A 15,796-nucleotide genomic window follows, 5' to 3' on the forward strand; every position below is an offset into this window, starting at 1 on the left:
TTTTTCCAAAGCTAATGATAAAGTGACTAATGACTGCCCAGAGCTAGAATACAGTGCCGTCGCTTTCTATCTGTATGGGGGGTATACCACCCTTTCTGTATTGAGCAGCTATTTTTCGCCCCGCTGTCCAAGTTCCACCTTGCAGGATTTTCACCAGTGGCAGTTCTTCAGCACTCATGCCTAATTTTTCGCGTACTGTAGCAGCGATGTGATCCAAGAGCATCACGGTTAAGGCACGCCACTCAACTATAACCTCTGATGCAACTGGATGAGGCTTGAGCAAAATTTCTGGCTCTTTGGGGCGCAGGAGTTCCAAATCAAGGCATAACCCGCCATTGCGATATTCTGCTAATCCAGTAAGGGCATCCAAGCCAGTAATTTCCAAACCAAGTTCTTGTACAGGCTCTAGCAGAGAATAGGTAAGCCACTGGGACAGTTTGTGAAATGGCACTAAGCCATCATCAGCAACACTTGGGTGAAACCAAACATCACCCAGATTAATCCCAGCAACCTCAATTCGTCCAGACCAAATATCACCTAGTCCTTCTAGAACTGCATCCAACACTGTAGTAGCAGCTAATTGATTATTGCTAGATTTTTCTATTAAATATTTAACCAAATTACCCGGGCGGGGGTTTTGTTCTCCAAATAAATGAGGTGAAGAAAGTAAGGCTTGACCTAATTTTTGCAACAACTGCAACCGCCCAGCAACTCCCACCAAAGGATTCTCTGCATTCACACCAAACCCATCTGCCAGTTCTTGTTCTGTTAAGGCTTGCAATCTTTCAGCATGAACTTGCAAAGGTGCTGTTTGCTGGTCACTAGAAAAAGTTCCATCGCAAAACATTTGGAAACTAGCAACTGCCAAACCTTCAGAACGCCTAAAACTTAGCTGAGTCTCCCGTTCGCGATAATACCAACGATCGCCCGCCCCCGCATCCAACAAAACACTAATCATCGCCAAATCAAACTTGGCACCAGCTTTTTCTAAAGGCGTTAGTTCGGCTAATTGCTCATCCAACTGAGATAAACGCGGTACACCCCCAGCCTCAAAATGCCGCCAGCGGCTGTGAAAAGGAATTTGCAAATCTGGGTATTGTTCCTGCATTACCTCAATTACATAATCACCCACTTTTGTCAACCGTGTCAAATCGCAACTAAAGTGATGCGACTTACCCTCAACAGCTAACGCAAACAGTTGCCCACAACGTTCGCGGATAGCACCAGGCGATCGCAAATAAGCAACCAACTCTTGATCATCTGTTCTTGGCGTCCTTGGCGTCTTGGCGGTTCGCATCTCCATTCTTACTGACTGCTCCATAAAACTTATGCAACATTGAACATTGCTTTTTATTTCTCGCTTCAACCAAGGTAGTCGGCTACTTCTTGTCCACGAGCGTGATTTCCGGTTGAGCCTGCCGTACAAAGTCCATTGGTGCGTTCAACAAGTTATAAGCTGCGTTTAAGTCCCTATCCATCGTTATTGTGTGCGCTAAACACGACTTATTTTGACACTGGTAAATTCTGTCATAAAGTTTTAGATTATCGTGTCTGTTTCCACAGATTGAGCACTTCTTTGACGATGGATACCATCTATCGACTACCTCTACCTTGGTTCTAAAAAACTCAGACTTGTAGGTTAGTTGACGACGGAATTCGTAGAATCCTAAATCAGAGATTGCTGCTGACAATTTTCTGCTGTGAGCCATCCCTGAGACATTTAAATCTTCTATCCGAATTCGGTAGAACTTGCGGCTTATCTCTGTTGTTGTCTTATGCAGAAAGTCTTGGCGCTGATTGACCATTCGTGCGTGTTTCTTGGCAAGAGAATCAAAGAATCTCTTGGCTCTGTTTGACTGCTTTATCCCTTGACGACCGTTGCCAAATTGCTTGTTTCTATTCCGCCACTGTTCCTTACCTAGCTTGGTTTTCGCTTGTTTGTAAGGTAATGGAGCTTCAATCTGAGAACCGTCTGACAAAGTTGCAAAGCATTTCACGCCCAAGTCAATTCCCACCGCTTCCTCTGGGTGATAAGTCGGTGGAATTCTATCAGCGTCTACTGCAAAACAGACGTACCATTTATTGGCTTGGCGACTAATAGTAAAAGTTTGAGTTACATAACGACAAAGCAAAGTTTCTTTTAAGCGGAAAGTCCCAAGCGTGGGAATCTTTATTTCCTTCCCACTGGTAGTCAATACTTTCCCGTTACCGTCGTAAACAGTAAACGAATCGCCGGACTTTCTAGACTTAAAAACAGGTTTCCTAGACAGTCCTTTAAACCATCTCTGATATGCTTGCCCTAAGTCCATAAAAGCCTGTTGATACACTCTGGATGAGAGTTTGTTCATCCACTGATTTTCAGGCTGCTTTTTGGTATATCCGGTGAATACTTTCTTTACTTCGTTTATCTGTTTAGCGATACTCGCTTTTACTCCAGAAGCGTACAAACCCTGTGTTAATGCCAAGCCGTAGTTGTAGACAAAACGTGCATAACCAGAATGCTTACGCATCAAAGTTCGCTCTTTGTTATTCAGTTTTAGCTCTACTTTGATGGCGTACATTGCTGATAAAGCGCTTTGATTTTATAGTTATTGTACGGACAATTGTACGGAAATATCAATGGCTAAACAAACGGAAAGGATAGAGATTCGGGTTACGGTAGACGAATTAAAAATATTGGATGCATATTGTCAGCTCGTCGATTTGAATAGAACTGAAGTACTGCGACAGTACATTCAGTCTTTGAAGAAAAAATTGAAAAAGATGAGTAGTGAAGTTTAGCTTTATTCAACTTTTTGCAGGAATTTGAGGGTTAGGACGTGCCTGCTATATCGATACACCCCGAGGGGAGATGAGGAGGATGAGGAAGATGAGGGAGATGACGTGGAGAATGGCAGACGCAGCGACGGGGAGAGTTTTTTTGAGGAATTCTCCCTTGTCTGCCTTGTCTGCCTTGTCTGCCTTGTCCCCCTTATCGCCTTAAACTCAATCTACTAAAGAACGTCCCTTGACCGCAGCTAAACTGTCAGCATCCAACACCTCTCCTGTGGTGTAATAACCTGCTGCTTTCTTCGCCTCTATCTCCACCCGGGCATCTTGGGGAATCAACTCTTCTGGAATTGGTATTCGTTCGACAATCTCAATTCCCGACTGAGTAATAGCGTTGTACTTCATATTACTCATTGATACCATACGGTCGATACGGGTAATGCCCAACCAGTGCAACACATCCGGCATCAGTTCTTGGAACCGCATATCTTCCACCCCCGCCACACACTCAGTGCGGGCAAAGTAGGAATCAGCGCGATCGCCACCCTCTTGACGCTTGCGGGCATTGTAAACCAGGAATTTCGTTACCTCTCCCAAAGCACGCCCTTCCTTACGGCAGTAGACAATGACACCTGCACCACCTTCTTGTGCCGTTTGGACGCAAACTTCTATACCATGTACTAAGTAGGGGCGACAGGTGCAAATATCTGAGCCAAACACATCAGACCCGTTACATTCATCATGTACGCGTACTGCTAAGGGTTTATCCGGGTCAGTCAGGGCTGCTATATCTCCAATGATATACACAGTCACACCTCCGATTGGCGGCAAAAATACTTCCAAATCAGATCGCGTCACTAAATCTGGGAACATTCCCCCAGTTTGTTCAAATAAAGCGCGGCGTAACTCCCCTTCGGTGATTTGGAACCGTTTGGCAATTCCTGGTAAGTACCAAACTGGTTCAATTGCGGCTTTAGTGACCACTAAATCGCCACCAGGTTTCATAATCTTACCATCAACCTGCAAGCGTCCTTTTGCCACCGCTTCTTGTAATTCGGGTAAGTTGATGTGCGCGTTTGTGATGGCGATCGTAGGACGAATGTCATATCCCTGTGCACAGTATGATGCAAACACCTCACCAACCATCGCCCCAAACGGGTCAAGCGAGACAATTTTATCTGGCTCGTACCAGCTTGGGTGTGGTCCAATGTATTCTACTGGAGATGTGTTGGTAAGATCTGCCCTGTGATCTGACTGAAGTGCTCCGCTAGCCACCGCTAATGCCCTGTAAATCGCATAACCACCAGAGTGGGTGCCAATCACATTGCGGTGTGCTTGCTTTACCAGCGTGGCAATCACTGGACCGCGTTGCATTGGATCAGCTGCTCCCCATTGGATGGGAATCGGTTTAGGACCAAAGCGACTGGGATGCGAAGTGAGAACAATATGCCTGGAAACGCTTTTTTGCTTTGGCATAGTCGTTTCTTTTTCTCTTACTTTTTATCAATTCTTAGTCATTAGCGATTTCTCTACAACTACCAGCATAGTTGTGACTTGTAAAAGTATGGCATACTAATGACCCATCACTAATGACTCTAAATATCGAATCATAGAGCGATCGTATTACAGACTACAGAAGATAGTAAATTAATTGCTAATTTTTAATTTCATTGTCCCCAGTTCTAAGCAATGAGTGCTGTCGCATTTTTTGAATTTCTAAAATTTGACTCAGCAACGCCAGTTGCCATCCGGGGAAACCTCCTCCGGCATTTCTGTGTTGCACGTATTGGGTTCTTGGTACTCAGGAATCAGAATTTTTTAGTAATTAATTAGATCATTTAGATAATAATGTGCGAAATTTGATCCAAAGTAACTATCACCGACCTTGAATTCATGGATTCTTTATTTATCGATTCCTTACTTGAAGACTTGAAAAATCCCGAGCAAACAGTCCGCGACCAAGCGACCAGGAAAATCTGGCGTATCTGGTTTCAACAAAAGGGAGTTCATGGACTGTCCATGATTGAACGCAGTCAAAAGTTAATGGATTCTGGAGAAATAGCTCAAGCCGAAGCTTTGCTGACAGAACTTATTAACGACCAACCAGATTTTGCTGAAGCTTGGAATCGCCGAGCTTTTCTTTATTATACCACTGGAGAGTATTCAAAGTCTCTGAGAGACTGTCGAATGGTCATCCAAATCAATCCAGTACATTTCGGCGCACTTCACGGTCTAGGCTTGTGTTATGTCGCGATGGGAGAGTACGTTGAAGCTATCAGAGCATTTCACCGTGCTTTGGAGATTCAACCTTATTCCCAAGTCAATCAAAAATTGATTTTGGAATGCACTTTCCGATTGAACTAGCACTAGGAGCAAAGAAAGCAAAATTTTAATATGAATCCGTCACCACGCTCATCAACAGCAATTCATACCCTGAGTCGTCGCCGATTTATCCAGTCTGGTTCAGTGTTAATTGGTAGTAGCATCATTGCTGCTTGTGCCAATAACGACCAACCACAGTCTAACAACTCTGGCTTGGATAAAGTCACATTTGGTACCAACTGGGTAGCGCAAGCAGAACACGGGGGATTTTATCAGGCGATCGCGACTGGTATTTATAAAGACCACGGCTTGGATCTTCGCATAAAAATGGGTGGTCCCCAAGTTCCCAGTGGAACGCAGTTGTTGATGGGTGGTGCGGTAGATTTCTTTATGGGCTATGGGATTGATGCAGTCAATGCCATAGCTCAAGGAATCCCTAAAATGACTGTAGCGGCAATCTTTCAAAAAGATCCCCAGTGTCTCATTGCTCACCCTAACACAGGAGTGAAAACTCTTGCCGACCTTAAAAGTAAGCCAATTTATCTTTCTGCTGCTGCCAATGTCACCTTTTGGCCCTTTCTTAAAGCGAAGTACGGTTTTACCGACGAACAAAAGCGCCCCTATAACTTCAATCCCGGACCTTTTCTGACTGACAAAAACTCTGCCCAGCAGGGTTATGTTACCTCAGAACCTTTCGCCATTGAAAAGCAGGGTGGATTTAAGCCTCTAGTGTTTTTATTAGCAGATTTTGGTTATCCACCTTACGCAACCACAATTGAGACAAAAAAAGAACTTGTCGAGAACAATCCAGATTTAGTGCAGCGGTTTGTCGATGCTTCAATTAAGGGATGGTACAGCTACTTGGACAACCCAACTCCTGGTAATGAACTTATTAAAAAAGATAACCCAGAAATGACAGACGAGCAGCTTGCATATAGTCTTCAAAAGCTTAAAGAATATGGTTTACTTGTTTCTGGGGCAGCAGAAAAACAAGGGATCGGGGCAATGACCGAGGAGCGTTGGGATACAATGTTTCAGGACATGGTTAAAGCGAAACTTTTCCAACCTAATACAAAATACAAGCAAGCATTCACTTTGAAATTTGTCAATAGGGGAGTGCAGGCGTACAAGTCTTAATGTCTAGTTCGTAGTTGCGCTTTTAGCACGGGTGAGACACCTGACTTTTCACGGGAAGTCCTCAAACTACGAAACAACGTGGTTTCCACAGGCTGATTCTTAATAGTCGTGGATTAAGGAAAATGACCAAGAAAGAACTCAGAACTCAGAATCATTCGTCACAATGTTAAACGCATTTTCTCCTTGCTGAATTAAGAGTTCAGCTTCGGTGAGAACTGGTTCCAAGCCCCCGAATTGATTCGTGGAAAAAAAGAAAGTCTTCCGCGTTCAAATCAAGAGGATTCCATCCGTGGGGATATTCTGATTACCTAGCTGCGGTTCTGTGTTCTTCTTAAGGACGAAAAAATCAGGGCTTGGGAAACCCTCAAAATGCGATGAATCCACATACCGTGAAAAGTCAGATTCGCAATTCAGTTGCAATAGTTATTGAACCGAGATATGTACGCCGTAGTGAAAGTTGATTAATGACCAACCCTATTATTACTCTCACTAACGTTAGCAAAGTCTATGCCAATGGCACTGTTGCCTTGCAAGACCTAAATGTTGTGATCCACAAGTCACAGTTTGTCAGCTTAGTTGGTCCTTCTGGGTGTGGTAAAAGTACCGTGTTGCGCCTGATTGCTGGACTTGGGCGTGTGACTTCTGGCAGTATTGACTGCGGTATCACTCAGCAAGCACGGAAACTTGCCTTTGTCTTTCAAGACGCCGCACTTATGCCTTGGGCGAATGTTAGGGAAAATGTCCGCTTACCCTTGAAATTAACGGGAATGCCCAGAAAAGATGCAATTCCCTTGGTGCAGCAAACGCTTGCACTGGTAGGGTTAGAAGGCTTTGAAAAAAGTTATCCCCGCGAGTTATCGGGTGGGATGAAAATGCGGGTATCAATTGCTAGGGCATTAGTCACTCAGCCGAATATCCTGTTGATGGATGAACCGTTTGGGGCATTGGATGAAATTACGCGCAGCAAACTCAACCGTGACTTACTAGATTTGTGGTATCTACACCACTGGACAGTCGTTTTCGTGACACATAATATTTACGAAGCAGTGTATTTATCAAATCGGGTGCTTGTCATGGGGACAACCCCCGGACGTATAGTAGCAGATGTCATAATTGATGCACCACACCCGCGTAGTGAGGCGTTTCGTATGTCCTCAGCATACAACGAATATTGCCACAAGGTTGCTAAACATCTAGCGGCAGCAATGGGCAATCCCAAAAATTCAATTTTGCAGTTTTGAATTGCTTATGCTGTTCATCCGTCGCCTTCAAACACAAAAGATACTTGCAAAATTTATTTCTGCTGATGTCTTGGCACCTGTGGCAGTCGGCTTTTTGGCACTGGTTCTGTGGGATATCTTTGTACGGATAACAAATTTGCCTCCCTATATACTCCCCGATCCCATATTAGTATTTCAAACCCTAATTACTGATTGGAATGAGCTTTTTCCCTCGTTATTAATTACACTACAAATTACTATTTTTGCTTTTATTGCTGCTGCTATTTCTGGTTTGCTGATTGCGATATTATTCGCCCAAAGCAAGTGGATTGAAAAAAGTTTATTTCCTTACGCAGTCATTTTACAAACAACACCAATTGTGGCGATCGCGCCCCTGATCATCCTTTGGCTAAAAAATAACACCTTTGCCGCCCTAGTCGTTTGTGCTTGGATAGTTGCCCTGTTTCCCATCATTTCTAACACCACACTAGGACTCAACAGCGTTGACCGCAACTTGCTTGATTTGTTTCAACTGTACAAAGCCTCCCGGTGGCAAACACTATTGTATCTCCGCTTACCCAGTGCCATGCCTTATTTTCTGGGCGGCTTAAAAATCAGTGGTGGTTTAGCATTAATTGGTGCAGTCGTTGCGGAGTTTGTTGCTGGTACTGGTGGGGCAAAAGCAGGAATTGCTTATCGCATCCTCATCTCCAGCTACAACTTACAAATTCCCCGTATGTTTGCCGCATTATTTCTCACAACAGGCTTAGGTGTTCTGATTTTTGTGAGCTTGAGTGCCTTATCTGACCTTATATTAAGTAAATGGCACGAAAGTGCAGTCAAACATGAAAATTAAAATTACAGATGAACACCGATGAACACAGATGACAAAACAATTCAAAATTCGCTCATTCAAAATTCAAAATGGAAAACGGCTTAAAAACTTTAGTTGTGGGATACAAGCCCACTTCAAAAAAAGATGTATTTCGCTCTGGCGCAAGCGCAAGAAATACGGTGTCCTTGTTTCAAGCCCACGGAAGACAGCCGTGGGTAAAATGTTTGAATTTTGAATTGATAATTTTGAATGTTTGAGAAGCGAGTGACTGTTATCTGTGTCTATCTGTGTCCATCTGTGGTTCCATTTTTAGAAAATTCTCACTATGACTACAACACCTGTAAAATCATTTGATTTAGATGCTCTCACTGCTTCCTTAGAAGGCATTGAAATTATTACCGACCCTACACAAGTCGCAAAATTATCCCAAGATTACCACACCTTCAGCCCGGTACTCGTACCCAAACTCGAAGGAAAAATCGGGGATCTAGTTGTGCGTCCTGCGAACCAACAAGAAGTGTTAAAAGTAGCAGCAGCTTGCGTGAAACACAGAGTACCCGTTACAGTGCGCGGTGCAGGAACGGGAAATTACGGGCAATGCGTACCCTTACATGGAGGCGTCATTATAGATATGACGCGGATGCAGGAAATACCCTGGGTGAAACCGGGAGTCGCGCGGGTGGAAGCTGGGGTAAAGTTGGCAGCGTTGGATAAAAAAGCACGAGAAATCGGTTGGGAAATGCGGATGGCACCCTCAACTTATCGCACAGCGACGATTGCCGGATTTGTAGCAGGTGGTAGCGGCGGAATAGGGTCGATACAATATGGATTGTTAGGCGATCGCGGCAATCTTCTAGCTTTACAAGTCGTGACAATGGAAGATGAACCGCGTGTCATTGAACTGCGCGGCGACGACGTGCAAAAAGTCAACCATGCCTGGGGCATCAATGGTATTATTACTGAAGTCGAAATCCCATTAGGACCAGCTTACCCTTGGGCAGAAGTGATTGTTACCTTCCCAGAATTTATGGCGGCGGCAAAGTTTGGTCAAGCTTTAGCCAATGCTGATGGGATGATTAAGAAAGAAATTAGCATTTTTGCATCCCCAATTCCACAGTATTTTGCACCTCTACGAGAGTATATTCCTGATGGAACTCACGCCGCTTTACTGATGCTTGCCGAACCAAGTTTAGAATTATTGTCTGGGTTAGTACAGCAATATGGTGGCAAAATTACATATCAAAAACCTGCTATTGATGCAGCAAAAGGGACGCACTTAGGGGAATTTACCTGGAACCACACCACCTTACACGCCCGGACTGTAGATACTTCCATCACCTACTTGCAAAGTATATTGCCTGATGATAAAAATTTACAACTGGTAGAGCATCTGTATCATCACTTTGGCGATGAGGTGATGATGCATTTAGAATTTATTCGAGTCAACGGTGCGATCGCTCCTGCAGCTTTGCAACTTGTGCGCTACTCTACAGAAGAACGCCTCAATGAAATTATCCGCTATCACGAAGAGCGCGGTGTGTTTATTGCTAATCCCCACACATATATTATTGAAGACGGTGGGAGAAAAGTGATTGATCCCGAGCAATTGAAGTTTAAGGAAATGGTTGACCCCTATGGGTTAATGAATCCTGGTAAGAGCAAAGTGTTGGAATTTAAAATATCCCCTACGGATACGCGAAGCGAAGCGTAAATCTCCTTTGCAGCCACAATTAAAAAACTACAGATAAACATCAATCAAGATTTATCTGTGTCCATCTGTGGTTTGATTCAAAAATCATCGGGACAATCCAAAATTTAAAAGACAAAATCTCAAATTGTCCATGATTCACATCGACGGTTCCTACGGTGAAGGCGGCGGGCAAATTCTCCGCACCTCCCTAAGTCTAGCTGCGATTACTGGTCATCCCATCCGGATCGGCAACATCCGCGCCGGGCGCCCAAAGCCGGGGCTTGCAGCACAACACTTGACAGCGGTTCGCGCCGCCGCAGCAATTTGCAACGCCAAAGTGCAAGGGGATGCTTTGGGTTCGACGACGCTGGAGTTTATTCCTGGTAGTGCTGTACAAGCGGGAAATTATACCTTTGATGTCAGTGAAGCGCGCCAAGGCGGTTCGGCTGGTGCTGTGGGTTTAGTGTTGCAGACTGTTCTCTTACCTTTGGTACTGGCTACTGGTGACTCTCAGGTAACACTTAAGGGCGGAACTCACGTCACCCACAGCCCTTCGGTGACTTACATTCAAGAAGTTTATTTACCAACTGTGCAACGCATGGGTGTGCAAGTTGAGGTGGAACTGAAGGCTTGGGGGTGGTATCCCCAAGGTGGTGGAGAAGTGCAGTTGTTAATAAGTGGTGGTAGCATTGGGGGGATCAACTTGGTGGAACGCGGCGACTTGCAACAGGTGCGGGGGTTAGCAGTCGTCACGGAATTACCTTCTCACATTCCCCAAAGGATGGCGAGTCGTGCTGAAAATGTGTTGCGTGAAGCCCAATTGAAACCATCTGTGCAGCCATTGCGAGCAAAAGGTGTGGCACCAGGGGCGGGTTTGTTTCTCACTGCTAAGTACGAGAATAGCTTAGCTGGGTTTGGTGCGTTAGGGCGCATTGGTTTGGCAGCGGAAAAAGTAGCAGATATGGCTTGCGAGGAACTGTTGAAGTTTCATCAAACAGGCGCACCAGTGGATGAACATTTGGCGGATCAGTTATTATTGCCAGCTGCTTTGGCATCAACGAGGAGTGAGTACCGAGTACCTGAGGTGAGTACCCACTTGACGACAAATGCTTGGGTGATTTCGCAATTTGGGCTGGCACGAGTTAAGGTGGATGAGGATGAGAAGAGGGTAGTGGTGGAACCGTTAAACGTTAACTAGTTAATTGGGGTACGATTATTCACCTTATCCTCAATCCTGAGTTGTAAATATACTGAGGGCAGCAAGCTTTCTAACATAGCTCCCTACAGTATCTTTCATTAGATGACAAAAGTTATACTACTAAAAAAATGTATTTATACTGAACCATTGCATGACCAGTGATACTCCCATAAAAAAAATCTTGGTTCTAGCAGCGAATCCAAAAAATACTACAAAACTCCGTTTGGATGAGGAGGTTCGTGAAATTGCTGAAGGTTTACGGCGATCAAAAAAATCTAATCAATTTGTTATAGAGTCAAGGTGGGCAGTACGTCCAGATGATCTTCGCCGATCTATATTGGACTTTGAGCCACAAATCGTCCATTTTTGCGGACATGGTGAAGCGAACGGCGGATTGGTACTTGAGGACATAACTGGGCAAGCAAAGCCAGTAAAGCCAGAGGCACTTGCTGGACTGTTTGAGTTATTTGCAGAGGTGGAGTGTGTACTGCTCAATGCTTGTTATTCAGAGAAGCAGGCTGAAGCAATTGTCCAACACATTGATTATGTAATTGGGATGAAGCAGGCAATTGGGGATAGGGCTGCGATTAAATTTGCTGTTGGTTTTTATGATGCTTTAGGGGCTGGGCGAACCATAGAGGTAGCGCACAAATTTGGCGTTAATGCCATTCAGTTGGAAGGTATTTCAGAGGAACTGACTCCAACTATTAAAAAAAAGCTTAATTTCAGCATTACAACTGTTGCTCCAACTTTTCCCAAAAACTTGCCTTTAGTAAAAAACAAACCTATGCCTGTGCTACCTACTAAAGCTATAGAAGTGTTCTTATTTTATGCTCGAGAAAATGAAAAATTGCGAATGCAACTAGAAACGTCTCTAAGTAGTTTAGAGGGACAAGACGTTATTAAAATTTGGCATGAGCGCAAAATTGCAGCAGGTGAAAATAGGAAGGTTGAAATTGAGAAACACCTAAACTCAGCCCAGATAATTCTCCTACTTATTAGTCGGAATTTTCTTGCTGATTACCACCGCAACTTAGAGATTAAGCGGGCAATGGAAAGACAAAAATCCGGAGAAGCTTTGGTGATTCCTGTACTTCTGAGTCCAGTTGCAAACTGGCAGAGTGTAAAGTTTGGGGAGTTTCAACTTGGTGACCTTCAGCCTTTACCTAGGAATAGTAAATTTGTAACTGGTAGGGGTTGGAAAAACCAGGATGAAGCATTCTCTGTTATTACTGAAGAATTTGCAGAACAAATCGAGAAACTAGGCATCGAATCACTTTGAGTGCAGATTTTGAAGTTTTTCTCATTAAAGGTGCGAACTTACTTAGTGATGCAGTAAAAAGAAACTGTAATTTATGTCTTTTTTGCCGATATTTACCAGACCTATCAAAATTTTTTTTTGCTACTCCCACAAAGACCAAAAACTGCGGGACAAGCTGGAGCCACATCTTAGTAGTTTGAAACAAGAGCCTAGAGTGAAGATAAACTGGTATAAATATCAAACGGCGGCGGGAAGGGACTGGAAGCAGGAAAATAACCGATATTTAAATAGAGCCGATTTGATTATTTTGCTGGTGAGTCCAGAGTTTGTAGATTCGGAACATGGCAGGAAAATCGTAAAGCGGGCTATGGAACGGTGCAAGGCTGGAAAAGCCCATATTATACCTATTAAACTCCGCCCAATTGATAACTGGCAGAATACACCGTTCAGTGAACTACAATACCTCCCTGACAATGGTCAACCTGTAACTAATCGTAGGTTTTGGGCAACACACGATGAAGCATTTGTAAATATTGCTGAAGGTATTAGGGTAGTGGTTGAGAAACTTTCTAATTCTGCTTCTACTGGGATATTAACCTCTCATCGCGAGAGTCGGGCAACCATAGTGCCTGTTGTGAAGGTTGTTGTAGCAAGTGTTGTGGTAGTAGGTGTAGGTGTTGTGCTAGTAGGTAGTATGCTCTTAATTTCTCAACGACATAATTTATTAGAGACTCCTTTATCAGAAGCTAACCCAACTCCAAACTCAATACAATACGTAACCCCAATTGGCTGGATACAGATTGGTCTAGTTAATAATACCTCGAATAGTTTAATTTTTGGAGATAAACTGCTTCAAACCACAGATCCTCAGATAATTGATCTCCCTACTGTTCCATCAAGAAACACAATAGTCACTATTAAACAGAAGGTGGATTTAAGAGAAAAAAAATCTCCGTCATCACGACTGCTAGATAAGCTTCAGCCGGGAGAAAAGTTAAAGCTGTTTGAGGTAGAACTTTTAGGGGAGAGTACGGATTTACCTCATAGGCAAGTTTGGGCGCAAGTTGGTAAGTGTAATCAGATTTGTGATAAGTAAATATATGAATAGTTGACCTATCTTTTTCTAGCCCAAAACACACACATTCTCTACTGCAACTGATTTCAAAGCGAGAAAATTATCTATTCAAGTCGCTCGTGACTTCATTCTCGAACATCTTAAACAAAAGGTGGGCTTAAATTCACAATGTCAACTTCCTGCCAATGCGTAAGTTCTAGCCACTTAAACACAGAAGGAGTAGACGCTAGGAGGGTGGGGAGGCAAGGATAGCCTTTCCCACCTTACCATTAACCTGTTTTTGTGACAGAACCCCTGTTTTTGTGTCTTTTGTATTTCTCTACTGGAGCACTTCCAGGTTTCGTACCGCGCCTTGATCCGCGCTAGTCGCCAGCAGTGCATAAGCCTTGAGCGCCGCTGTCACCCGACGCTGCCGGGGCTGTGCAGGCTTCCAGGCATCTTTGCCCTTTGCTTCCATGGCAACACGACGGTTGGCTAATTCCTCCGCCGATAGCTCCACATTGATGCTGCGATTGGGGATGTCGATCCGGATGCGATCGCCGTCCTTGACCAGAGCAATGTTGCCGCCCGCCGCCGCCTCCGGAGAGGCATGACCAATCGAGAGTCCCGAAGTACCGCCTGAGAAGCGACCGTCGGTCAATAATGCACAAACCTTGCCCAGACCCTTGGATTTAAGGTAACTGGTCGGATAGAGCATTTCCTGCATGCCAGGTCCACCGCGCGGACCTTCATAGCGAATGATCACCACGTCGCCCGCTTCCACTTCATCGCTGAGAATTCCTTTGACAGCGGCATCCTGACTTTCATAAATGCGCGCCTTGCCTTCAAACACATGAATGCTTTCGTCTACGCCTGCCGTCTTAACAATACAACCACGCTCAGCCAAGTTGCCGTATAGCACAGCCAGTCCGCCCTCGGTGCTGTAGGCGTTTTCGATGCTGCGGATACACCCGTTTTCTCGGTCCAGATCCAGCGAGGGCCACCGGGTCGATTGGCTGAACGCTTGCTGAGTTGGAATACCCGCAGGGCCAGCTTTGAAGAAGGTGTGGACGGCTTCGTCATCGGTACGCACGATATCCCAGTGATCGAGCGCTTCTTTCAGCGTCTTACTGTGGACCGTCGGCAAGTCCGTGTGGAGCAGTCCGGCCCGATCGAGCTCGCCGAGAATGCTGGGGATGCCGCCAGCCCGGTGGACATCCTCGATATGATACTTGGGTGTGTTCGGTGCTACCTTGCAGAGTTGTGGAACCTGGCGCGAGAGGCGATCGATGTCGCTCAAGGTGAAATCAACATCGGCTTCATGGGCGGCGGCCAGCAAGTGCAGAATAGTGTTGGTGGAGCCGCCCATGGCGATGTCCAGCATCATGGCATTCTCGAACGCTTTGAAACTGGCAACAGAGCGGGGCAGTACCGATTCATCGTCCTGCTCATAGTAGCGGCGAGTAATGCTGACAATGGTGCGCGCGGCGTTGAGGAACAGATCCTTCCGGTCGAAATGGGTTGCGAGCACGGTGCCGTTGCCGGGTAAGGAAAGACCGATCGCCTCGGTGAGACAGTTCATGGAGTTGGCGGTGAACATGCCGGAGCAAGAGCCACAGGTCGGGCATGCGGAACGCTCATACTCTTCGACAACCTCGTCGCTGATCGTGTCGTTCGCGGCAGCCACCATGGCGTCCACCAAGTCCAGTTTGTGATCCGAGAGCTTCGTCTTGCCAGCTTCCATTGGTCCGCCAGAGACGAATACGGCGGGAATGTTGAGACGCAGGGCTGCCATCAACATGCCGGGGGTAATCTTGTCACAGTTGGAAATGCAGACCAGGGCGTCGGCACAATGGGCGTTGACCATGTACTCGACTGAATCGGCGATGATCTCGCGCGAGGGCAGACTGTAGAGCATCCCGTCATGACCCATGGCGATGCCATCGTCCACGGCGATGGTGTTGAATTCCTTGGCGACACCACCGGCGGCTTCAATTTCACGGCACACCAATTGGCCCAGATCCTTCAAGTGAACGTGACCGGGTACGAATTGGGTAAAGGAGTTGGCGACTGCAATGATTGGCTTCTCGAAGTCTTCGGTGTGCATTCCGGTGGCGCGCCAGAGCGCGCGGGCACCGGCCATATTGCGTCCTTGGGTCGAGGTTTTGGATCGATAGGTCGGCATGACGCATCCTATTCGTCTAAGGGTTCTTAATAGTCTAGACTTTATTGGAAATAAGCAGTCAAAGCCGGTAGAATTATTGTGTTCCCCAAAGACCTTGAGCCAGTTCATTGGGAATTTGAAGACTT

Annotated in this window: 13 protein-coding genes; 9 read left to right on the top strand and 4 right to left on the bottom strand. The window is 45.4% G+C overall.

From position 1 onward, the window contains the following. Positions 1–43 precede the first annotated feature (43 nt). Positions 44–1,303, bottom strand: coding sequence for a URC4/urg3 family protein (locus ACM0OZ_RS09190; RefSeq protein WP_414582489.1), 1,260 nt, complete (start codon positions 1,301–1,303; stop codon positions 44–46). 76 nt (positions 1,304–1,379) lie between these two features. Beyond that, the gene (locus ACM0OZ_RS09195; RefSeq protein ID WP_414582490.1) at positions 1,380–2,561 is read right to left on the bottom strand and encodes an RNA-guided endonuclease InsQ/TnpB family protein; all 1,182 of its coding nucleotides are present in this window, start codon (positions 2,559–2,561) and stop codon (positions 1,380–1,382) included. A gap of 58 nt (positions 2,562–2,619) precedes the next feature. Here ACM0OZ_RS09195 and ACM0OZ_RS09200 point away from each other — a divergent pair, with 58 nt between their 5' ends. Beyond that, positions 2,620–2,781 (top strand): CopG family transcriptional regulator, encoded by a 162-nt coding sequence (locus ACM0OZ_RS09200; protein ID WP_414582491.1) that lies wholly within the window; start codon positions 2,620–2,622, stop codon positions 2,779–2,781. 204 nt (positions 2,782–2,985) lie between these two features. Here ACM0OZ_RS09200 and ACM0OZ_RS09205 read toward each other — a convergent pair whose 3' ends face one another. Further along, on the bottom strand, positions 2,986–4,245 hold the full coding sequence (locus ACM0OZ_RS09205; RefSeq protein WP_414582492.1) for a GTP cyclohydrolase II: 1,260 nt from the start codon (positions 4,243–4,245) through the stop codon (positions 2,986–2,988). Between the two features lie 417 nt (positions 4,246–4,662). On the opposite strand from ACM0OZ_RS09205, the gene ACM0OZ_RS09210 reads away from it, so the two are divergent. The 8 genes from ACM0OZ_RS09210 to ACM0OZ_RS09245 all read left to right on the top strand — a co-directional run bounded on the left by ACM0OZ_RS09210 (position 4,663) and on the right by ACM0OZ_RS09245 (position 13,528). Continuing rightward, positions 4,663–5,133, top strand: coding sequence for a tetratricopeptide repeat protein (locus tag ACM0OZ_RS09210; RefSeq protein ID WP_414582493.1), 471 nt, complete (start codon positions 4,663–4,665; stop codon positions 5,131–5,133). 30 nt (positions 5,134–5,163) lie between these two features. Then, positions 5,164–6,228, top strand: coding sequence for an ABC transporter substrate-binding protein (locus ACM0OZ_RS09215; RefSeq protein WP_414582494.1), 1,065 nt, complete (start codon positions 5,164–5,166; stop codon positions 6,226–6,228). A gap of 464 nt (positions 6,229–6,692) precedes the next feature. Next, the gene (locus tag ACM0OZ_RS09220; RefSeq protein WP_414582495.1) at positions 6,693–7,469 is read left to right on the top strand and encodes an ABC transporter ATP-binding protein; all 777 of its coding nucleotides are present in this window, start codon (positions 6,693–6,695) and stop codon (positions 7,467–7,469) included. A 7-nt stretch (positions 7,470–7,476) separates the two neighbouring features. After that, positions 7,477–8,304, top strand: a complete 828-nt coding sequence (locus ACM0OZ_RS09225; protein ID WP_096563246.1) for an ABC transporter permease — start codon at positions 7,477–7,479, stop codon at positions 8,302–8,304. Between the two features lie 304 nt (positions 8,305–8,608). Further along, positions 8,609–9,994 (top strand): FAD-binding oxidoreductase, encoded by a 1,386-nt coding sequence (locus ACM0OZ_RS09230; RefSeq protein WP_414582496.1) that lies wholly within the window; start codon positions 8,609–8,611, stop codon positions 9,992–9,994. 130 nt (positions 9,995–10,124) lie between these two features. Beyond that, a complete protein-coding gene (gene rtcA / locus ACM0OZ_RS09235; RefSeq protein ID WP_414582497.1) occupies positions 10,125–11,171 on the top strand; it encodes an RNA 3'-terminal phosphate cyclase in 1,047 nt (348 codons plus the stop codon). A 151-nt stretch (positions 11,172–11,322) separates the two neighbouring features. Further along, positions 11,323–12,453 carry a CHAT domain-containing protein gene (locus ACM0OZ_RS09240; protein WP_414582498.1) on the top strand — a complete coding sequence of 377 codons (1,131 nt, stop codon included), beginning with the start codon at positions 11,323–11,325 and terminating at the stop codon, positions 12,451–12,453. A gap of 73 nt (positions 12,454–12,526) precedes the next feature. Next, entirely contained in the window at positions 12,527–13,528 is a 1,002-nt protein-coding gene (locus ACM0OZ_RS09245; protein ID WP_414582499.1) for a toll/interleukin-1 receptor domain-containing protein, read from the top strand. A 298-nt stretch (positions 13,529–13,826) separates the two neighbouring features. Here ACM0OZ_RS09245 and ilvD read toward each other — a convergent pair whose 3' ends face one another. Continuing rightward, positions 13,827–15,671 carry a dihydroxy-acid dehydratase gene (gene ilvD, locus ACM0OZ_RS09250; protein WP_414582500.1) on the bottom strand — a complete coding sequence of 615 codons (1,845 nt, stop codon included), beginning with the start codon at positions 15,669–15,671 and terminating at the stop codon, positions 13,827–13,829. Positions 15,672–15,796: the final 125 nt, after the last annotated feature.

The sequence above is a fragment of the Scytonema sp. PCC 10023 genome (genome assembly GCF_963920835.1).
GTDB lineage: Bacteria > Cyanobacteriota > Cyanobacteriia > Cyanobacteriales > Nostocaceae > Kalymmatonema.